Here is a 21,667-nt window from a genome sequence, read left to right as displayed (position 1 = left end):
AATTAAACTGGGGTAGCAGTAACAAAGTCGCCCGATTTTAAATGTAATGCATCAGCAAGTTCTTGCGTAAGCACAAGGCTGTTTGAACGTGAATCAAATGCCATAGGAACAACGGTTGCTCTAAAGTCTTCAAGCTTATCATTGGCGAGCAATACCATGGTATCACCTGTCATTTCGCCAATTTCAACACTAAAGTTTTGTGCATTACGTACAGTAGCAATGTTATCTACTTTTGCTTCAACGGTTGGGCCTGCATCAAAAATGTCGACGTAACCATTAAAAGTAAAGCCTTCACTTTTTAATAACTGAATAGCTGGGCGCGTATTATCGTGTACTTGACCAATAACCGCTTGCGCTTCTTTACTCAATAAGTTGACGTAAATTGGGTATTTAGGCATTAACTCAGCAATAAACACTTTTTGGCCAATTCCCGTCAGATAATCTGCGGTTGGAAAATCCATTGAGAAAAAGTGCTCTTCAAGCCACTGCCAAAACGGGCTACTGCCGTTTTCGTCAGATACGCCACGCATTTCTGCGATAACGGTTTGTGCAAAGCGTTGCTGGTGCTGTTTTATAAACATAAAGCGTGCTTTTGAAAGCAGCTTACCGTTACAATTTTTACGATAACCGTCTTTTAAAAACAGCGTACACAGCTCTGTAGCCCCAGTGTAGTCATTACAAAGGGTGAGAATATCTACCGCTTTATATACATCTAGCGTGCGCGAAGAGTGAATCACTTTACTCAAATGATAGTGATAAAATGCGTCATCTAAGCCAACTGCCGCTTCAATACCTGAAGTACCAACTACTTCACCAGTTTCAGTATCTTCAAGAACAAATAAGTACCCTTCATCACCAGGTTGTGACGTGGTTTTTGTAAATGAGTTAACTGAATGTGCAATCTTCTTTTGTAATAACTCTTCATTATTAGGTAAAGAAGTAAAGCCATGTCCCGACTCGTCGGCAATGGTTACTAAAGCTGCATAATCACTTTTTTGGATTGGGCGAAGGATCATCATGAATCCGCTTACTCCCTTATATATAACGGTAAATAGGAACTGCAGGGCAAACAATGTTTGCCCTTAGAGAAGTTGAATTAGCGATTACGCATTTACAACGTGGGCTACTGCTTTTTCAAAGCGTGCCATACCTTCGCGAATATCAGCTTCTGGTATTACTAAAGATGGAGTGAAACGAACCACATCAGCACCCGCTACAAGTGACATTAAGCCATGCTCAGTACCTGCAACTAAAAACTCTTTAGCGCGCCCTTTGTACTGCTCATTAACTACGGCACCGATTAATAAACCTTGGCCACGAATTTCACTAAATACATGGTACTTTTCGTTAATCGCATTAAGTAGCTCGGTAAATAACGCCGCTTTTGCTTTAACGCCCGCTAATACTTCTGGATTGTTCACTGTATCAAATGCGGCTTCTGCAACTGCACAGGCTAGTGGGTTACCGCCGTAAGTAGAACCATGAGTACCTACTTTAAGATGCTGTGCAATCTCAGTGGTTGTTAGCATAGCGCCAATTGGAAAACCGCCACCAAGTGCTTTTGCTGAAGTTAAAATGTCAGGTACTACGTTTAAGCCTTGGTATGCGTATAGCTCACCCGTACGACCAACACCTGATTGCACTTCATCAAAAATTAGCAATGCATTGTGCTTAGTACATAAATCACGAACGCCTTGAGCAAATTCGTCAGTTGGCGAGATAATACCGCCTTCACCTTGAATTGGCTCCATCATTACCGCACAGGTGTTATCGCTAATCAACGCTTCAAATGCGGCAAGGTCATTGTAGTCACAATGAACAATGTCGCCTGGCTTAGGACCAAAACCGTCAGAGTAAGCCGCTTGACCGCCTACAGTAACCGTGAAGAAGGTACGACCATGGAAACCTTTATTAAAGGCGATAATTTGTGACTTTTCTGCACCAAATTTATCAAGCGCAAAACGACGCGCTAATTTAAGTGCCGCTTCGTTTGCTTCTGCGCCTGAGTTTGCAAAGTAAACTTTTTCTGCAAAAGTCGCATCAACCATTTTTTTAGCTAAGCGAAGCGCTGGCTCATTGGTCATTACATTTGATAAATGCCAAATTTTTTCGCCCTGCTCTTTTAATGCACCCACTAATGCAGGATGGCAGTGGCCAAGACAGTTAACGGCAATACCACCAGCAAAGTCGATAAACTCTCGTCCTTGTTGATCCCATACACGAGAACCTTCGCCTCGAACTGGAATTACGCTTGAAGGTGCGTAGTTAGGAACCATTACGTGATCAAATAATTCGCGATTGACTGTCATTTTATTTCCTCTTAATTGTGTGCATCACAAAGCAGTAGAATAGGGGTGTGATTATTGTTAATAACCAAATGTGTCGGCAAAAAATAATAGCTATGTATTTGCCTGAAACTACGTTGTGGTTCAATTTTCAGGCGCTCATTATTTCAGAAATTTAGGGTTATGTCTCTTCAAAAACTTTCATGTACCCCTTTAAAATAAAGGGCTTAAGATATTATTTCATAGATAGTGAATAACTATTTGAGAGCTAATAATGATGTGCATTTACCTTAGTCAGCGCCTCTACAACGAAAAAAGCATAGCGCTTATAAACCAACTGCACATGAATAAGTAGAATTAAAGTGAATGAATAGTCGCAAAAAAATTAACAGATTTAATCGATTTGAAGTGCCAAATTAGTAAAATTAGCTATTTGTAAGGTCTCTAACTCTTTTTTTGTAAACTTATAATAGCTAAACCAGCTTTGTAATTCATCGTCTTCAATAAGCTGGTGCTCTTTTAAATTTAAGTACTGAGAGTAGCAGCGAGCTTTTAAAATTACTTGCGATAATGGCAATAAGCTATCACCTTTTTCTGTCCCATTCACTAACTGCTGCATAACAGTGTTAAAGGGTAAGTATTTAAATGACATGGTTTCAATCACCTTGGCGCTAACAAGCAGTGATTTTTCATTCAGCAATATCGTTAAAAATAGCGGGTCAGGTTTTAACTCCAACAACGCAGTGTGTAGGTTTTTGTCACCTTCTTCACGAGCACGCTGTATTTTGCGTTGCCATACTTGCTCAAACACTTTTAAGTATAAGCGCACTAAGGCAATTTGCCCCACATTTAATAACATGCCTAAGGTAAATGCATGCATGGGATTTAACCCATTAAGCTGCGCTAGAGTTTGTGCCGCAATAGCACATGACATAGTATTGTCTTTTAACCTGCGCTTTAATAGCGGAAATGGTGCGGTACTGTTTGGCATCCAATGGCGCACTGCAAAAGTAGGCACTACCAGTTGCAGGTTGTCTAAGCCTAAATAACGTAATGCCAATGCTGGGGTATCTACTTTGACTGAGGTGCCTTTACTGCGTTGCTTACGATAAAAAGGTAAATTAACTAAGGTAACCAGCTCTCGTCCAAGCCAGTTTAAATCGTTAATTAGCGGCTCTAAACGACCGACCGATGCCGCGCGTGTTGCAAGAATATCAAGTATCGCGGGCACATTATCATCTATACCAACAGTGTCTTTGATGACTAAATCTATGTCTTCAAGACGTTTGGCCATAACGGTTTCAATAACCGTATGTAATTTTTGACTGGTTTTTGCCTGTAACTTTTGATGTGAAGTACTTTTTTGTTGACGCTTTTGCTGAGCGGCCACTTCAACTTCTAATAAGGTACGCTTTTTAACGGGTTTACCGTCATTGAGGTCTAAGGTATGAATAAAGCCTATTTGCTGATTAGCAAAACTATGACCCAGTAGCAAGTCATGCGCTCGTTGGTGTAGCACGTTAACAATTCGCTGTTGCTGCAATGTATCGGTCATAAACTCTATCTTAAGGCAAAAAAGGAAAATAGCTTACAGGTATAAGCCTAGAAGCGCGTTAAAAAGTTATCAAGTAAGGCTAAGCCTTGCTCGGTCAAAATTGCTTCAGGGTGAAACTGCACGCCTTCAAGTGCAAGCTCATTATGCAACAATCCCATAATTTCATCACGCAGCCCAGTGTTGCTTTGTGTCCATGCTGTTACTTCTAGTTCTTTAGGCAATGAGTGTGCTTCAACAATTAAAGAATGGTAGCGGCACACTGTCAGCGGGTTGGGTAAACCTTTAAACATACCTTGATGCTGGTGATAAATTGGCGATGTTTTTCCATGCATAACCTGTTTAGCGCGCACCACCTTACCACCTAGCACCTGAGCAATAGTTTGGTGCCCCAAACAAATACCTAATATAGGATAAGTTCCTTTAAATTGCTCTACAACAGATAACGATACTCCCGCTTCACTTGGGCTTTTAGGGCCTGGAGAAATCACAATATGATCGGGGTTTAACTGTTTAATTTCGCTCAGCGTTATTTGGTCGTTACGTTTTACCACCACTTCTTGATCTAATCGTTGAAAATACTGTACCAAATTGTAGGTAAACGAGTCGTAGTTATCGATCATTAAAAGCATGTATTAAAGTACTCAAAGTAATTAGGCGGATGGTTATTGCATGCATATTCTAACTGAAGGCTTTGCAGGTGTCAGTGTTTTGCAGCTCAGCTAATACAAATAGCTCGCTTACAATCAGCAATGGTTGATTTATTTTAAATCAGCCCAAGCTCTATTATATGAGTAATTCAGTAGTTACAAACTGTCTATCAGTAAAGTGACCTGCATTATCCAACAGCGCATTAAATACGTATAAACAAGGAGTAACCTATGTTAGGCGAAGACCATTCATTAACTAAAGACTTTCCTGATTACACGCAAACAATTGCAAAACTCAATGCAAATGATGAAAACTTTGCTACTAAAGCAAAACAATATAATGAAATCGATAAAGAAATTCGGGTACTTGAACTACAAGACTCACCTATCGATGACGAAGCTATGCAGCAGCTAAAGCACGACAGAATGGTATTAAAAGATTGGTTACATCAACAATTAACGAGTACTAATTAATCACTATTGCTTGGCGTCTATTAAATAATAGGCGCCAAAATTTAATTATCATTTCCCTCTCCTCTGCTAATCTATAATTTTAACCATTATGGTGCAAAAGCATTGCTATTCGTTTAGCTTAAAGACAAGCTATCTTTATCTAAATTAAACAACATTATTTTTTATGGCTAAATACTTACTCTCGATTGATCAAGGAACGACAAGCTCTCGGGCTATTTTATATAGCAAAGATGCACAGGTGATAGGGAGTGCTCAACAAACCTTCCCTCAGCATTTTGTAAAAAATGGTTGGGTTGAACACGACCCTGTAGATATTTGGCAAACTGTATTAACCAGCGTCAAAAACCTCTTAGCGCAACAACAAGTAACTGCCGCCGACATAATTGCCATCGGCATTGCTAATCAGCGAGAAACCACTTTAGTGTGGAATAAAAAAACTGGGCAACCTATTTATAACGCGATTGTATGGCAAGACCGACGCACTAGTGAATATTGCGATAGTTTACGTCATGCTGGGCATACAAAAATGGTGAATGATAAAACCGGTTTAGTACTCGACCCTTATTTTTCTGCAACCAAAGTTCGTTGGATTTTAGATAACGTCACTGGCGCTAAAGAGCAAGCACATGCAGGTGAACTAGCATTTGGCACGGTAGATACCTACTTATTGTGGCAATTAACCGACGGTAAAGTGCACAAAACCGATGCCACTAATGCCTCACGAACTTTACTGTTTAATATTCATCAGCAATGCTGGGATGAAGAATTACTGGCTTTATTTGATATCCCACTGGCTATGTTGCCTGAGGTAATGGACTCAGCGGCTGATTTTGGGATAACAAGCGGCGAGTTGTTCGGTAGTGAAATTCCTATTTGTGGTATTGCAGGTGATCAGCAAGCGGCTTTAATTGGTCAAGCATGTTTTGAAGAAGGTATGGCAAAAAGCACCTACGGCACGGGCTGCTTTTTAATGCTTAACACTGGTGATAAAGCACTAAAATCAAATAATCGTTTATTAACCACTCTTGCATATCGGCTCAACGGCAAACCCACCTATGCGATTGAAGGCAGCATTTTTATGGCCGGTGCCACCATGCAGTGGATAGTAGAAGGCCTAAAGTTATTAGAAAACGCAGGTGAAAGTGAAGCCCTTGTCAAAGGTGTTCCCTTAGATCATGGGGTGTTTTTAGTGCCCTCGTTTACTGGCTTAGGAGCGCCCTATTGGGATGCAAATGCAAGAGGCGCTATTTTAGGCCTAACCCGAGATTCAGGCATTAGTACTATTGTGGCAGCTGCCTTACAGTCGGTGGGTTATCAAACCAAAGATTTACAAAAAGCCATGGAGGGTGACGGACTTCGCCCTAGTATTTTAAGGGTTGATGGCGGCATGGCAAACAATAATTGGGCCATGGCATTTTTAGCTAACATTTTAGGCGCAAGCGTTGAACGCCCAACCTTGACCGAAACCACTTCATTGGGGGTTGCCTACTTAGCAGGCCTGCAAACTGGGGTATATGAATCTACTGCGCAGCTTGCCAACATGTGGAAAAGCGATCGTCGCTTTGAACCAACCATGAGCAGTGAAGAGCGCAACGATTTATACGCAAAGTGGCTACATTGCATTGCACAAGTTAGACTTTCTAATAGCACTGACGACGAGAGAGACTAAACACTGGGAAATCTATGAGCATACACGACAACGAATATGACTTACTCATTATTGGCGGCGGTATTAATGGCGCTGGCATTGCAGCCGATGCTAGTGGTCGTGGCTTAAAAGTACTCTTATGTGAGCAGAACGATTTAGCCTCTGCTACCTCTTCTAATAGCAGCAAACTTATTCATGGCGGGCTTCGCTATTTAGAGAACTATCAATTTAGATTGGTAAGAGAGGCCTTGCGTGAGCGTGAAGTACTGTTAAAAAAAGCACCGCATATTATGTGGCCACTGTCTTTTCGACTGCCGCACGAAGCACATTTGCGTTCGCCATGGATGATTCGTGTTGGGTTATTTATTTACGACCACCTAGCCAAGCGTAATACTTTACCCGCTTCAAAGGCGATTGAGTTTAACAGCGATAGCGTTCTTAACAGCAGCATTACCCAAGGCTTTGAATACGCAGACGGCTGGGTTGATGACGCACGTTTAGTGATTTTAAACGCACAAGCAGCGCATAATTTTGGTGCCACCATTGCAACACGCACGCGCTGTATTAAAGCCATCCGTAACGCAGACTATTGGGATGTGAGTTTAGAGCAGCAAGCCAGCAAACAACACCTAAACATTAAGGCTAAAAGTGTTGTAAATGCTGCAGGCCCTTGGGTAGCATCATTATTTGAAGATGTATTTACCCAGCCCACACCACATACTGTTCGTCTTGTAAAAGGCAGTCACATTGTGGTGCCTCGGATCCACAGCCAGCCGGTTGCCTATATTTTACAAAACGAGGATAACCGTATTGTATTTGTGATTCCTTATGAGCAAGATTACTCACTAATTGGCACCACTGATGAAGAGTATTCCGGCGATATTGCTGATGTAAAAATTAGTGAGCAAGAAATCGAATACCTGATCAGTATTACTAATCATTACTTTAAAAAGCCAATAAGCGAAGCGGATATTGTGCACACGTTTAGTGGCGTGCGCCCGCTGTTAGATGACAAATCAACAGATGCCCAAGCGGTCACCCGCGATTACAAATTGATATTAAATAATGAAGCTGATCACGCCCCATTATTAAGCGTGTTTGGTGGCAAAATTACCACCTATAGAAAGCTTGCAGAAAATGCCGTTAATAAATTAGCGCCCTTTTACCCAAAAATGAGTGGCTCGTGGACGAAAGACACCCCTTTACCAGGTGGCGACTTTAGTAACCAAGCACACCTTATCGCACAGTTAGAAAGCAGCTATCCTTGGCTGCCAATCGACACCTTAAAACGTATGGCTCGCAGCTATGGCACACTTAGTTATCAGTTACTGGGGAACAGCCAAGCAATCGGCGATTTAGGTTATCACTTTGGCCATGGCTTATATGCAAAAGAAGTTGATTACTTAGTAAACCATGAATGGGCAAAAAGCAGCGCAGATATATTGTGGCGCAGAACTAAGCTCGGACTGCGCTTTACTGAAAAACAAGTCATTGCCCTGGGGCAATATTTAACTAAACATCCTGCTTGCCACAACTAAACTGCGATTAACTCGTTGCAACAAGGTGCTGTGATGAGTGAGCGCCTTACTTTAACCGAAACCACCTCACTGGGGGTGACTTACTTAGCAGGATTACAAACTGAGGTGTATGAATCAACTGCGCAGCTTGCCAAGCGTTCGTCGCTTTGAACCAAGTATAAGCAGTGAAGAGCGCAACGATTTATACGCAAAATGGCTACATTGTATTGCATTGAACAAGTTAGACTTTTCAATAGCACTGACGACAAGAGTGAGCAAGTAAACACAAGAATACTTATGGGCGCACACAATAATACTAAAAGTACCTGCAATGTCGTACTTCGATTAATCAAAATTACAAAGAAGCCTCAAAAACATCTGGATGACGGCTAGCTAAAGTAATAATCTCATCTATGATGACTCTTATTTTAGGCAGAATGTAAGGTGTTTTTAGCCAAACAATACTGATGGGTGCTCCTTCGCCATTGAATTTCTCTAATACAGGGCATAATTGCCCATCATCAAGGTATTGCTTCACTAACCATACTGGTAGTTGAGCTAAACCTGCACCAGATAAAGTCGATTGCAAAATACCTTCACAGTCGGCTATCTCATGACGTGCTGAAATATCAACAGATTCGGTTGCCCCTTTAGCATTTTTCAGCAGCCAACTATGCCTTTGTCCTATAGGCCAACCGACGATGCAATCATGTTGAGCAATATCTTCTTTTTTGGTAATCGGTGCTCGCGTTGCTAAATAAGAGGGAGAGGCACATATCACCCTTTTTTGCTCCCCTATTTTACGTGCAACAATATCGCCCGAGTTTTCTAAGTGACCAACTCGAATCGCAAGATCAATCCCATCACTAACTAAATCCGTAGGACGGTCATTAAAGGTAATAGATAGATCTAATTGCTCGAACTTGGACGTTAATTCTAGCAACTTGGGTAGGATTGCTCTTCTACCGAGAACTGCGGGTAAATCAATACGCACACGCCCTGATGGCAATAACTGTTGATTGCTTAAGCGCTTCTCTGCTTCCTCTAAAATGGTCATCGCTTTAAGGCAGTCGGCTAAATAGGAATCCCCATCATTGGTTAACGCGATACGTCGAGTTGTTCGATGAAGGAGTTTGGTGCCTAGCTGTTTTTCTAGTCGAGCAACGCTTTTACTTAAAGCTGAACCGGTCATTCCAAGCGCTTGAGCCGCAAGGGTAAAACTCCCCAACTGCGCAACGGTGACAAAGTGACGAACTTCTATAAATTGGCTTTTTAACATCATTAATTCCCCACAGGACTTTGTGTTTATCATTTTAAAGACTTAATAAACCAATGTGAATCGATTATTCTGCATACATCAACGAGATTATTCACATCAACTAATTTTAATTAAGGTAAACATAATGAATAACTTCAATAGATTCAGTGGGAAGGTTGCTTTTATCCAAGGTGGCAGTCGCGGTATTGGTGCCGCCATTGTTGAGAGGTTGGCATTGGAGGGAGCGTCTGTTGCTTTTACATTTGTGTCATCTCACGAAAAAGCTAAAGCGCTTGCTGAGAACTTAACTTCACAAGGTAGCAAAAAAGTCATCGCAATAAAGGCGGATAGCACTAAGCCTGAAGATATCAGAAATGCAATCAGCGAAACCATAGAACAACTTGGTCAAATTGATATTGTCGTAAATAACTCAGGTACGCTGATCTGGGACAGTATTGAAAAATTGACAATGGATGATTGGGACAAGACCATTAATACCAATGTAAGAAGTGTGTTTGTGGCTATTCATGAAGCCGCGAAGCATATGAATAATAACGGCAGAATAATCAATATCAGTAGTACGAACGCTCAGCGCATTCCTTTTGCTGGCGGTTCTATATATGGAATGAGTAAGTCTGCACTAACCGGATTGGTTAAAGGTCTCTCTCGCGATCTAGGCTCTAGAGGCATTACAGTTAATAACATTCTTCCTGGTCCAGTGGATACTGACTTAAACCCAGACAATGGCGATACTTCGGAGCCTGTAAAAGCAATAGGTGCACTTGGTCGTTATGGTCAAGTTGAGGAGATTGCTAGCTTAGTTGCATTCGTTGCTAGCTCAGAAGCGGGTTATATCACTGGCGCTGACTTGATGATCGACGGTGGATTTTCCGCTTAATCAAGATATGCGGTCGAGTAGCTCGTGATTTATCAATCTAACTTCAGCAATCATCGATACATGGTCAGTAAAGAGAAGTACTATGGTTGGCCTATTTCAAGGCCAACCTTTTTAGCATACCTACAAATAGCAATTAGCTGTCACAACATAAAAATCCAATATTAAATACTGAGCCCACAAAAAAGAGGCTACCAATCGACACCTTAAAACGTATAGCGCGCAGCTATGGCACACTTAGTTAACCATGAATGGTTAAGAACTAACGCAGATATATTGTGGCGCAGAACTAAGCTCGGACTACGCTTTACTGAAAAACAAGTCATTGCCTTAGGGCAATATTTAACTAAGTCATAGCTAAACTGCGATTAACTCGTTGCAACAAGGTGCTGTGTTAATGCAGCTTTTTCATCAGCCGAAAGCATTTGCTTTGTTTTGCTGGCGAAGTCATAACGTACCATGACCGTTTTACCAATAGCACAGCACTTATCTTGCTGCCAGGCTTCTTGGCGGATCACAAATGAGCTATTACCAATCTGCTCTATGCTGGAGTTAATTGTCACTTCATGGGCATAAAATAACTCGCCGACAAACGACACTTCAACCTTAGCAATAATTAACTTCCAGTTGTGAGGATTAAGATCAGGGGTAAAAAATTTAAAAATAGGTACTCGGGCGGCTTCAAACCAAACAGGGAGTACGGTATTGTTGATGTGTCCGAGTGCATCCGTTTCGCTAAAGCGCGGCATCACTTTTTCAGTAAACATAATAATCCATAATAATTAAACAGGTAACTCATGACGGACTTTATCCGCGTGTATGACAACGCACTCAGCAGTGACTTTTGCGATAACTTTATCACTACCTTTTCTCAAAGCCCGCATATTAAACAAGGGATGACATCGGGTGGCGTTGATCTTAATAAAAAAGATAGCCACGACCTGCACTTAAACAATCATCCTGAGTACGCAGAACAATTAAAACATATTCAACAAACCACTGCACAGTTTGTTTTTAAATACATTGAAGAACATATTTTTATGATGATTGGGGCATTTGGCTTAAAAGTGTATCACCCAAAAACAGGTCAGCCGGTAGATTTGACTCATGCCAATTATGACGAAGTAGGTAAACCACAACTTCCTTTATTGGTGCAGCAAATTTTTAGGCTCGGTAATATTCAAGCACAAAAATATGAGGTCAATAAAGGGGGCTACCCGTATTGGCATAGTGAGGTGTATCCGCAGTTACAACATAATGAAGCCCTGCATCGGGTATTGTTATTTATGTTTTATTTAAATGATGTTGAAGAAGGCGGAGAAACCGAGTTTTATTATCAAAATCGTAAAATAGCCCCTAAAAAAGGCAGCATGGTGGTTGCTCCAGGATATTTCACGCATACACATAGAGGCAATAAGCCAGTATCAAATGATAAGTATATTTTAACCTCATGGGTTTTGTTCAATCGAGCAGAGCAAATATATGGAACGCCACAAAGCTAGGTAATCAGCCAATAAAAAAGCCATAAGTAATTTTTACTTATGGCTTTAAAAAGTATTGAATAAATAAGGGATTAACCTAGTAGCTCATCAAACAAATTAAATAGCGTGTCTATTTCTTCTAGAGTGTTGTAGTGCATGCAACCAATGCGTACTACGCCGCCCTTATCAAGCACACCAAGTTGTTTGCATAAACCTTGGGCGTAAAAATGTCCATCCCATACACATACATGTTGTTTGCCTAAAAATTCAGACACTTGGCGAGGCTCTAACCCTTCAAAGGTCAGTGCAAACGTAGGGGTACGCTCACTTAAGCGTTCTAAGTCATCAATACCAAACAATTTAATACGCGGGTAATTAACCAGGCGTGTTAAAAAGTATTCACTAAGCGCCATCTCGTGTTGTTTCGTTTTTTCAAACGCAACACGCAGTTTTTCTCGGCGTGAGTGACTGTCATCAAGTTCGCTAATTGCCGCAATGTAATCAACCGCTGCAATAAAGCCCGCTAGTGCTTCAAAACTTTGTGTGCCGGTTTCCCAGCGGCCTGGAGCAACATCTTTTGCTGGTTCTACTTTATAAGGTGTAAACCCTTCTAAGTGATCTGTTTTGCCATAAACCATGCCTAAGTGCGGACCAAAAAACTTATATGCAGAACACGCTAAAAAGTCACAATCTAACGCTTGCACATCGATTAGTTCATGAGGGGCATAATGCACAGCATCAACATATACCAATGCACCGACATTGTGAGCAAGCTCTATAATACGTTTAATATCGTTAATAGAGCCTGTGGTATTTGATGCATACGTAACCGCAACTAATTTAGTGTTAGCGTTTAATAAGCTTTCAAAATACGCCATATCTAAACTGCAATCGGCTTCGTTAATTAGCGCAGTGTTAACCACTGCGCCTTTATCTTCAGCGGCTTGCTGCCAAGACGATACATTTGAAAAATGATCTGCATTGGTCACAATAATTTCATCGCCAGCTTGCCAGTCGCGTGAAATCGCGCGACTAAAGCTAAATGTTAGGCTGGTCATGTTGGGACCAAACACAATATTTTGTGCACTCGGCGCATTTAATAAATCAGCCGCCGCTTGACGCGCATTAGCCATCAGCTCAACCGTTTTGTCACTTGAGAAAAACGCACCGCCCAAGTTTGAATTGTAATGCCCTAAATAAGCGGTCATGGCACTGAGTACCGGCTGGGGCACTTGTGAGCCACCTGGCCCATCTAAGAATACCGGTGACTTGCCATCAACCGTTTGCATTAAAGCGGGAAATTGCGCGCGCAATTGCATTAAATTCATTTTATTTCTCTTAAGCAGTTAGTACAAAACAATCCAGGTAACCTGGTTTGTTAGCATCAATTTTGTTCATTGGCGTGGCGTTATGCCATACCTGACGGTCATTAATTAGTGCAAACATGCCGTCTTTTATTTCCATTTTAAAACACGGTTCAGCTTGTTGGTTTTCATAAACCAATAGCTCACCACCTTCTAAATTTTCATGAGAAACACCACATACACATACATGGTCAAACCCATCTTGATGCACACCTTCAGGAGCCGCAGGCGTATCGCTATCAATGGCAAGCATTCTAAATTGGTGAATTTCAATATCACGCTCTGCATCAATACCGGTAATCGCACAAAATTCGCTAACAATACTTTTCATACCCTCAGACTCAAGCAAGCTTTGCTCTAAATTTTCGTAAGTACGTTCAACATTACCTTGAAAGGTATTAATTGAATCGTCTTGCACAAACGCTTTAGTCGCTTGAAGATTGAGCTCACCATTTTGTAGTTTAACTACTGAATAACGGCGTTTGCGAAACGCACCATCTGCATATGGGTTTGCAGGTAAGTTATCAAAAGAAGGCTTAACCAAATCAATGTTGGCTTGGTTAATAAAACGAAGTTGCAGTAAATTCTGGTTGTTTAATGCGGTCATAAAATCCTGCTTATAATAATGATAATATTGGCAGGGATTTTAATGCATATAGCGAGGATTTTTTGCTTTATTATTCAACTAAAAAGTAAATAATACTTAAATTTAATTCAATATAAGATTATTAAAGCATGAATAATCCAAATTAAATTCAAACGACAAAAAACCCGCCGAAGCGGGCTTTTCATTCAAACTCTATTAATTATACAGCTTGCTGAATAATTACGTTGTCTGCTTTTTTAGTGTATTGAGGCATACGGTGGAAGTTCAAGTAACGATAGGTATCTGCTGCCGTTGCATTGATTTTCGCTGCATATTCTTGGTACTCAGCCGGAGTAGGTAATTTACCTAAAATTGCCGCTACTGCCGCCAGCTCTGCTGAAGCTAAGAACACGTTTGCGCCTGTACCTAAACGGTTAGGGAAATTACGTGTTGAGGTAGACACAACCGTTGCTTTATCTGCAACACGTGCTTGGTTACCCATACACAGTGAACACCCAGGCGTTTCAATACGTGCTCCAACACGACCAAAGATACCGTAGTAACCTTCGTCCGTAAGCTGGTCTTTGTCCATCTTAGTTGGCGGTGCAACCCAAAGCTGTGTTGGAATACGACCAGTAAAGCCATCAAGTAATTTCCCTGCGGCACGGAAGTGACCAATGTTAGTCATACAAGAACCGATGAATACCTCATCAATTTTCTCGCCTGTCACGTCAGATAGTAAACGCGCATCATCAGGGTCATTTGGCGCACAAAGTACTGGCTCTTTAATATCAGCTAAGTCGATTTCAAGTACGTGCTTGTACTCAGCATCTTTATCCGCTTCCATTAGTTCTGGGTTAGCTAGCCATTCTTGCATTGCTGTAATACGACGTTCGATTGTACGTACATCACCGTAGCCTTCAGAAATCATCCACTTAAGCATAACAATGTTAGACTCAAGGTATTCGCTGATCGACTCTTTAGAAAGCTTAACGGTACAACCTGCAGCTGAACGCTCTGCTGATGCATCTGATAGTTCAAATGCTTGCTCAACAGTTAAGTGCTCAACTCCTTCAATTTCTAGTATACGACCAGAGAACTCGTTGATTTTACCTTTCTTCTCAACTGTTAATAGGCCTTCTTTAATACCGTAGTAAGGGATGGCATGAACGAGGTCACGCAACGTGATACCAGGCTGCATTTCACCTTTAAAACGAACCAAAATCGATTCAGGCATATCAAGTGGCATAACACCTGTTGCTGCTGCAAATGCGACCGCACCTGAACCCGCAGGGAATGAAATACCTAATGGGAAACGAGTATGTGAGTCACCACCGGTACCTACGGTGTCTGGTAATAACATACGGTTCAACCATGAGTGAATTACACCATCACCAGGACGAAGCGATACACCACCACGGTTCATGATGAAATCAGGAAGTGTATGATGCGTATTTACGTCAATTGGTTTAGGGTAAGCCGATGTATGACAGAAAGACTGCATGGTTAAATCTGCAGAGAAACCTAAACAGGCTAAGTCTTTAAGCTCATCACGTGTCATAGGACCGGTGGTATCTTGCGAGCCAACCGTGGTCATTTTTGGTTCACAGTATTGGCCTGGGCGAATACCGGCAACATTACATGCTTTACCCACCATTTTTTGCGCAAGCGTAAAGCCTTTATCTGACACTTCAGTGACCGTGGGTACTTTAAATACGTCAGTTGCACCTAAACCTAGTGATGTACGTGCTTTGTCTGTAAGGCCACGACCAATGATCAGTGGAATACGACCACCAGCACGAACCTCATCAAGAATGACCTCTGATTTAAGTGTGAACGTAGAGATCACGTCATCAGTACCGTGACGTTTAACAACCCCTTCATAAGGGTAAATGTCGATTTGGTCACCCATGTTGAATTCATCAACATTTAATTCGATTGGTAATGCACCCGAGTCTTCCATTGTATTGAAAAAGATAGGCGCAATCTTGTTGCCTAAACAGACACCACCTACGCGCTTATTTGGTACAAATGGGATATCAGCACCCATAAACCAAAGCACGGAGTTAGTAGCAGATTTACGTGAAGATCCCGTACCAACAACATCACCTACGTAAGCAAGTGGTAAGCCTTTAGTTTTTAATTCTTCAAGTTGAGTGACTGGACCTACTTCACCGTTTTTATCAGGGTTAATGCCATCACGTTCTGTTTTAAGCATCGCTAGTGCGTGAAGTGGAATATCAGGACGTGACCATGCATCTGGAGCGGGTGATAAGTCATCAGTGTTTGTCTCACCAGTGACTTTAAATACAGTAACCGAGATCTTTTCAGCAACAGCTGGCTTATTAGTAAACCATTCTGCGGCAGCCCAAGACTCAATGATTTGTTTGGCGTATGTATTACCTGCTTTTGCTTTTTCTTCTACATCGTAAAACGCATCAAACATTAATAATGTGTTTGCAAGGCCCTTAACTACGATTGGCGCTAACGCTTCGTCATCAAGTAGGTCAACCATAGGCGCGATATTGTAGCCACCAAGCATAGTACCTAGCAATTCAGCTGCTTTTTCTTTAGAAAGAAGTGGAGAAACGGCTTCACCTTTTGCAACAGCCGCTAAAAAACCAGCTTTAATGTAGGCTGCATCATCAACACCCGGCGGTACACGATTGATTAGTAGTTCTAGGACGAATTCTTCTTCACCTGCCGGTGGAGTTTTAATTAGCTCAATAAGATCAGCCGTCTGCTGAGCATCTAATGGCGCTGGTACGATACCTAACGCGGCACGTTCTTCTACGTGTTTACGATATTCTTGTAGCACAGTATTGCCCTCTTGGTGACGTGAAAGTATTCGGTAGTGTTTACAAAACACACTATAACCCAATACTTATAGTATTCTAACGCTCGATTATAAAGCTTTTATACATAGATTAAAATCCATCCACTTGGGCAACTAGTTATATCGATTATTAATAATATGAATAGTGAATTTCATAAAATCAACTTTCATGAATACTTATTAACAGCCATAAAAAAACCCAGCATAAGCTGGGTTTTTACTTAATTAGAAACTATTAACGTAGTACTTTTACACGTTTAATAGATTTTACGTGTGCTTCAACACGACGGTTTTCAGCGTGTGCTTGTGCCGTATTCGCTTCATTTTTAAGGCGTTCTTCGCCTAAGCCAGCTGTTGTAATGCGATCTTCTGCAATACCATCAGCAATTAGCTTTTTAGCTACTGCATCAGCACGTTTTTTAGATAACCATTTATTGTAAGACGCTTTACCTACTGCAGACGTATGACCTTCAAGAAGTACAGTTGTATCTGGGTACTCTTTTAAGAAAGACGCTACTTCGTCAATATCATTTAAGTACTGCTGTGAAACTGACGAGTCATTGTTAGGGAATGTTACTAACAAGCTTACTGTTACTTCAGTATCTTCATAAAGTGTACAACCATCACTATCAACCGCATCTGTCATCGGTGTGTTAGCACATTTGTCATCTACATCAGGAATGCTATCTTTATCAGTATCAGCAAGTGTTACCGGCACTGGAACAATTTCTGGCTCTGGTTGTGGTGCAGGCTCAACTGGTGCTACTGGCGCTGATTTTTGGCCGAAAAAGTAGTTAATACCTAATTTTGCGCCAACATCTGTGTAGCCTTTGTCTAAACCTTGGTAAACACTGGTTTCAGCATTTACAAAGAAGTTGTCTGTAACAAAGTGTCGGTAACCTACACCTGCATTTACAAACGTGTTGTCATCAACAACATCAATGTCTTTCAGACCGAATAAACCGTAAAAAGGGCCGCCGCCAAAGTGGTAAAGCGCATCGATACCGTAACGTTCGCCGTCAATATCGTTGCGGTTGTTAAGTACTTTGTCATGTGCATTAAAGTCTAGGTCTGCGTATTCTAAACGTGCGCTCCAGTAATCATTAAAGCGGTAACCTAATTCAGCACCCCAACCTGTTGACTCATTAACGTCAAGGCCAGCCTGCTCACGCATGTTTTTCCAAGAAGCATCGTAGTAGTCACCAAATGCACCAATGTAAAAACCTTCTTGTTCGGCAGCAAAAGTAGATGCGCTAGTTGCAGCTAACGCTATGGCAATTGTAAGTGATTTTAATTTCATTGTTTTCTTCCCATTTTAACAACTAAAAATGTAGCTAAGCATTGCTAGCTCTTCTAACTTACCTATACAGTAACTGAGCCTTTGTTAATCAATACTTAACGCAAATATATTTTTTCAATATCTTAGGATAATAAAACTAGCCCATAAAAAATGTTACTGAACAAAGACTAGCTCAAAAAGCAAACAATCGCTTTAAACCCCATACGATCACTAGCCTTTATGGATGTTATGGTATCATTCGTTCATAGTTTGCTCTATGAATGAACATCGCAGGGGTAAAAAATGACCTTTTATATTCATTTTAAAATGCAATAAACCATACTTAAGTACCGCAAAAAGTACGATAATTCTTATCATCTTCGGGCGGCATTTGAAATTCAGTGGCCTGCAAATGGCTTGTGTAAGGGCTCGACATCACTTTGCTAAAACGACTGAGTAGCTCACTATCCCCATGCGTAGTGTACTGAGTAATAATATCTTCAATAATATGATTACGGGGAATCACGCTCGGATTAGCTTGTCGCATCACTTGATAGCTGTGCTCATTAGTTCGTGTTTGCCATTGCAGTGCCCAAGAGGTAAGTGCTGATGGTATTTCAGCTTGCCCATTTAACGACTCAGTGAGTGCATTAAAAGTATTGGTATAATCAAGCTGGTGTTCTTTTAATAGCCCTAGTAACTCCCCCACCAGCTCATTATCTTTATCATCAGCTATTGTTAGCCCTAACTTTTGTGCCCACATAGCGCTAAATTGCTGATTAAATTGGGTCGAAAAGTCTGCAATGATAGGTGTCAGCATTGCTACGGCTTGCTCATCGTCGTCACTTATTAGTGCCATTAGACTCTCTGCTAAGCGAGCACAGTTCCAACTCGCCATGTTTGGCTGATTACCAAATGCGTAACGCCCTTGCTTATCAATAGAGCTAAACACGGTATCAAAATCAAACTGGTTCATCATAGCACATGGACCGTAATCTATGGTTTCACCACTAATTAAGGTGTTGTCGGTATTCATTACCCCATGAATAAACCCCACCCTCATCCAACTTACGACTAAGTTAACTTGATTGGTTATCACTGCGGCTAGAAAATCCAAGTATCGCTGGGCGCCAGTGCTGTTAATTTCAGGGTAATGTCTTTGAATGGCTAAATCGGCTAAGTTTTTTAGACTGGTCAAATCGCCTTGGGTAGCTAAATATTGAAACGAGCCAACTCGAATATGACTACTCGCGAGTCGCGTTACAATAGCGCCAGGTTGCGGCGGGTTACGATAAACAGTTTCACCACTACCAACCACGGCTAAACAACGCGTAGTAGGAATGCCAAGCGCATGCATTGCTTCGCTCATTACGTACTCACGAATAGCAGGTCCTAATGCACAACGCCCATCTCCACCACGCGAGAATGGCGTAGCGCCAGCGCCTTTTAATTGCAAATCCCAAAGCTGGTTTTTATCATCACTGATCGCGCCAAGTAAATGCGCTCGACCGTCTCCTAAGCGTGGAGAAAAATGACCAAACTGATGACCCGAATACCCTAATGCAACTGCAGAAACTGCTTGAGGTTCATTTCCACTGAATATATTTGCTCGAGAATCTGCATTCACTTGTATATTAAATTGTTCGGCTAAGGGCTCATTCCATAACAATAACCGTGGCGCTGTCACCTTGGCTGGATGATCGCTAATTGCAAACCCCTCACCAATGTCGGTATACCTTGGCACTAATTTCATGTTTAATCCTATTGTTTTTGGCTGATACCTACGCGATTGTCGCCTACACCATAAGCGACAATTAAGCTTAGCTCTTGCATGCTTAAGCCGCTTTGCTGCTGCAGTTCATTAAAGAATGCCTGCGCCGCATTTAGTGACTTTTTAGTTTGCAATCCACCATCTATAATTTTATGTGCACGCAAATAGCTTTCTACATCTCTTGAAAGTAAAAAAGTATCTTTTCCTAAGGCGCGCAGTGCATAAGGGCCGGTATTACCACCAAGCCTTGCACCATGCTTTTTTAAATATGCCCACAAGCCAATAATATCCTCACTTGGCCAGTTAGCAATAAACTGACTAAAGCTGCCGTGTTGCTCTGCAACTTCGTGGATCATATACGCATTATCAGTAATGGTTTTTACTTTTTTATAATTGCGCACAATCCGTTCGTCACTGGCTTTTTGTTCTAACATGTCTGGTGGCATCATCAATAATTTTTCAACACTGAAATCCCAGAAAACCTCTCTAAATCCGGCCCACTTACTGTTGATCACCGACCAATAAAAACCACTTTGAAAAACTTTCCGAGTAAATTCTTCTAGCCAATCATCATCACTTAATGTGACGAGTTGCTTTGTTGATAAAGGTTTTTCGAGTAACAATTTAAGCATTTTTTCAGAGCCCTTTCGCTCCACTGCACGCTTATAAATATCGCTAAATTTTTCCATCTGCTTAATACCTTACTTCGACCATGAAACTAGTTTACGAGAAAAGCAGCCAATACGTAACCGTTGCTATTATCGATGAACTATTCTGTATTTAGTCACTTGACACCTAGACGGCTAAAGTGGTTTAATCGCCACACTTACCCTATTACATTGTATTTGCTAATTGATTTTTCAATAGCAAGTGCAAAGGGCTGGAAGAGGTGCGTTATTCAGGTAGCGTATGTTAGGAGCGCAAACTCCATTGAGCATACGTGAGGGGAATTAACGCCGAGAGGTAACACTTTTTTGTGAAAGGTTACTTCGGGCGACTAGGTTGAATCCTAGCGACTGTCACCAATAACATATTTGGTGGAGAGCTTCTGGTCTTAGTATAATAAGGCCGTGCGCCCTATTATTTAAGCCCATTCGCTCTTCGAATTATAAATACATTCAAAGAGTCAGGCACACTAAATACCCGCCAATAACTCGACGAATGCCCTATAAGTTCGTGAGAGATGATCAACAACTTCAATATTAACAATTTCCATTTATGGACTGCGCTGATCACCCCATTTGATCAAAATGGCCTAGTTGATTACGCAACCTTAGACACCTTGGTGGCCGAACAAGAAGCCGCTAATAACGGCATTTTATTACTTGGTAGCACTGGCGAAGGGTTAGCCCTGACCCTAAAAGAGCAGCAAGCCATCGTAGAGCATGTTTGCCAATTACAGCCGAGCGTCCCGCTTATGGTCGCAGTCGGTGGTAGTAACTTAAAGCAGCAGCTTGAATGGGTTAACTACTGCAACCAACTGCCTATACATGGTTTTTTACTTGGCTCGCCTTTGTACGCCAAACCCGGTGCAGTGGGGCAAACGCATTGGTTTGAAAGCCTGCTCAATGCCAGTTCTCATCCTTGTATGCTTTATAACGTACCAGGACGTAGTGCGGTTAGCATTCCCATTACAACCATTGAAAACCTCAAACAACATAAAAATTTATGGGCACTCAAAGAAGCCAGTGGCTGTATTTCTCAATTTGAAGCCTATCGACAAGCAGCACCTGAACTAGCCATTTTTAGTGGTGACGATGCCCTCATGCCTTATTTTGCCCAAGCAGGTGCAAAAGGTTTAGTGTCGGTTGCAGCCAATGCATGGCCAGTGCAAACCCATGAGTTTGTAAAGCGCAGTTTAAGCGGCCAACACCCTAATCTTTTTGTCCAGTGGTCTAGCGCTATCAATAGCTTATTTTCAGTAGCAAACCCTATCCCAGTCAAAGTGTTAATGCATTTACAAGGGCGTATTAGCAGTCCGCATTTACGTCCACCTTTAACACACCTTGAGCTGACACACACAGATGACATTTCATCGGCAAACAACACCATTTTATCTTGGCATTAAATA

Annotated in this window: 19 protein-coding genes, 1 pseudogene and 1 riboswitch; of the genes and pseudogenes, 8 read left to right on the top strand and 12 right to left on the bottom strand. The window is 41.5% G+C overall.

What is annotated here, in order from left to right:
* Nucleotides 1-2 precede the first annotated feature (2 nt).
* From astA to CWB78_RS11165, 4 genes are all read right to left on the bottom strand, one after another.
* On the bottom strand, nt 3-1,019 hold the full coding sequence (astA, locus tag CWB78_RS11180) for an arginine N-succinyltransferase (RefSeq protein WP_055012478.1): 1,017 nt from the start codon (nt 1,017-1,019) through the stop codon (nt 3-5).
* A gap of 84 nt (nt 1,020-1,103) precedes the next feature.
* On the bottom strand, nt 1,104-2,309 hold the full coding sequence (locus tag CWB78_RS11175; RefSeq protein WP_008108435.1) for an aspartate aminotransferase family protein: 1,206 nt from the start codon (nt 2,307-2,309) through the stop codon (nt 1,104-1,106).
* 370 nt (nt 2,310-2,679) lie between these two features.
* The gene (locus tag CWB78_RS11170) at nt 2,680-3,840 is read right to left on the bottom strand and encodes an HDOD domain-containing protein (protein WP_138595602.1); all 1,161 of its coding nucleotides are present in this window, start codon (nt 3,838-3,840) and stop codon (nt 2,680-2,682) included.
* A gap of 47 nt (nt 3,841-3,887) precedes the next feature.
* Nucleotides 3,888-4,469, bottom strand: a complete 582-nt coding sequence (locus tag CWB78_RS11165; protein WP_010392074.1) for an anthranilate synthase component II — start codon at nt 4,467-4,469, stop codon at nt 3,888-3,890.
* Between the two features lie 249 nt (nt 4,470-4,718).
* On the opposite strand from CWB78_RS11165, the gene CWB78_RS11160 reads away from it, so the two are divergent.
* The 4 genes and pseudogenes from CWB78_RS11160 to CWB78_RS11145 form a co-directional block, all read left to right on the top strand.
* Nucleotides 4,719-4,961, top strand: a complete 243-nt coding sequence (locus CWB78_RS11160) for an HP1242/YdcH family protein (protein WP_054202764.1) — start codon at nt 4,719-4,721, stop codon at nt 4,959-4,961.
* A 163-nt stretch (nt 4,962-5,124) separates the two neighbouring features.
* Complete coding sequence (gene glpK, locus CWB78_RS11155; RefSeq protein WP_138595600.1) at nt 5,125-6,630, top strand: glycerol kinase GlpK; 1,506 nt, start codon at nt 5,125-5,127, stop codon at nt 6,628-6,630.
* Nucleotides 6,631-6,644: 14 nt separating this feature from the next.
* A complete protein-coding gene (glpD, locus tag CWB78_RS11150) occupies nt 6,645-8,147 on the top strand; it encodes a glycerol-3-phosphate dehydrogenase (protein ID WP_138595598.1) in 1,503 nt (500 codons plus the stop codon).
* Nucleotides 8,148-8,186: 39 nt separating this feature from the next.
* Nucleotides 8,187-8,358: pseudogene (locus CWB78_RS11145) on the top strand (glycerol kinase); the annotation flags it as partial.
* A 123-nt stretch (nt 8,359-8,481) separates the two neighbouring features.
* On the opposite strand, the gene CWB78_RS11140 reads toward CWB78_RS11145, so the two are convergent.
* Nucleotides 8,482-9,405, bottom strand: a complete 924-nt coding sequence (locus CWB78_RS11140) for a LysR family transcriptional regulator (protein WP_138595626.1) — start codon at nt 9,403-9,405, stop codon at nt 8,482-8,484.
* Nucleotides 9,406-9,529: 124 nt separating this feature from the next.
* On the opposite strand from CWB78_RS11140, the gene CWB78_RS11135 reads away from it, so the two are divergent.
* Nucleotides 9,530-10,282, top strand: coding sequence for a 3-oxoacyl-ACP reductase family protein (locus CWB78_RS11135; protein WP_138595596.1), 753 nt, complete (start codon nt 9,530-9,532; stop codon nt 10,280-10,282).
* A 225-nt stretch (nt 10,283-10,507) separates the two neighbouring features.
* Nucleotides 10,508-10,636: a hypothetical protein gene (locus tag CWB78_RS19070; protein WP_258306477.1), complete on the top strand. Its 129-nt coding sequence runs from the start codon at nt 10,508-10,510 to the stop codon at nt 10,634-10,636.
* Between the two features lie 11 nt (nt 10,637-10,647).
* Here the strand turns inward: CWB78_RS19070 and CWB78_RS11125 are convergent, their stop codons facing one another.
* Nucleotides 10,648-11,046, bottom strand: a complete 399-nt coding sequence (locus tag CWB78_RS11125; RefSeq protein WP_010392057.1) for an acyl-CoA thioesterase — start codon at nt 11,044-11,046, stop codon at nt 10,648-10,650.
* A 30-nt stretch (nt 11,047-11,076) separates the two neighbouring features.
* Here CWB78_RS11125 and CWB78_RS11120 point away from each other — a divergent pair, with 30 nt between their 5' ends.
* Complete coding sequence (locus tag CWB78_RS11120; protein WP_055012470.1) at nt 11,077-11,781, top strand: 2OG-Fe(II) oxygenase; 705 nt, start codon at nt 11,077-11,079, stop codon at nt 11,779-11,781.
* Between the two features lie 71 nt (nt 11,782-11,852).
* Here CWB78_RS11120 and CWB78_RS11115 read toward each other — a convergent pair whose 3' ends face one another.
* From CWB78_RS11115 to CWB78_RS11090, 6 genes are all read right to left on the bottom strand, one after another.
* On the bottom strand, nt 11,853-13,088 hold the full coding sequence (locus tag CWB78_RS11115) for a cysteine desulfurase-like protein (protein WP_138595594.1): 1,236 nt from the start codon (nt 13,086-13,088) through the stop codon (nt 11,853-11,855).
* A gap of 10 nt (nt 13,089-13,098) precedes the next feature.
* Nucleotides 13,099-13,731 (bottom strand): 2OG-Fe dioxygenase family protein, encoded by a 633-nt coding sequence (locus tag CWB78_RS11110; protein ID WP_008108423.1) that lies wholly within the window; start codon nt 13,729-13,731, stop codon nt 13,099-13,101.
* Nucleotides 13,732-13,930: 199 nt separating this feature from the next.
* Nucleotides 13,931-16,528, bottom strand: coding sequence for a bifunctional aconitate hydratase 2/2-methylisocitrate dehydratase (gene acnB, locus CWB78_RS11105; RefSeq protein WP_138595624.1), 2,598 nt, complete (start codon nt 16,526-16,528; stop codon nt 13,931-13,933).
* A 253-nt stretch (nt 16,529-16,781) separates the two neighbouring features.
* Entirely contained in the window at nt 16,782-17,846 is a 1,065-nt protein-coding gene (locus tag CWB78_RS11100; protein ID WP_010392045.1) for an OmpA family protein, read from the bottom strand.
* Between the two features lie 322 nt (nt 17,847-18,168).
* Nucleotides 18,169-19,578, bottom strand: a complete 1,410-nt coding sequence (locus tag CWB78_RS11095; protein ID WP_138595592.1) for a protein adenylyltransferase SelO — start codon at nt 19,576-19,578, stop codon at nt 18,169-18,171.
* Between the two features lie 8 nt (nt 19,579-19,586).
* Nucleotides 19,587-20,285 (bottom strand): DNA-3-methyladenine glycosylase I, encoded by a 699-nt coding sequence (locus tag CWB78_RS11090; protein ID WP_138595590.1) that lies wholly within the window; start codon nt 20,283-20,285, stop codon nt 19,587-19,589.
* Nucleotides 20,286-20,472: 187 nt separating this feature from the next.
* Nucleotides 20,473-20,652: riboswitch (Lysine riboswitch) on the top strand.
* Nucleotides 20,653-20,779: 127 nt separating this feature from the next.
* On the opposite strand from CWB78_RS11090, the gene dapA reads away from it, so the two are divergent.
* On the top strand, nt 20,780-21,664 hold the full coding sequence (dapA, locus tag CWB78_RS11085) for a 4-hydroxy-tetrahydrodipicolinate synthase (protein ID WP_138595588.1): 885 nt from the start codon (nt 20,780-20,782) through the stop codon (nt 21,662-21,664).
* The last annotated feature ends 3 nt before the right edge of the window (nt 21,665-21,667 follow it).

Origin of the sequence: Pseudoalteromonas sp. S1612, assembly GCF_005887175.1 — a bacterium.
GTDB lineage: Bacteria > Pseudomonadota > Gammaproteobacteria > Enterobacterales > Alteromonadaceae > Pseudoalteromonas > Pseudoalteromonas undina.
This window is presented reverse-complemented; position numbering and strand designations above follow the sequence as displayed.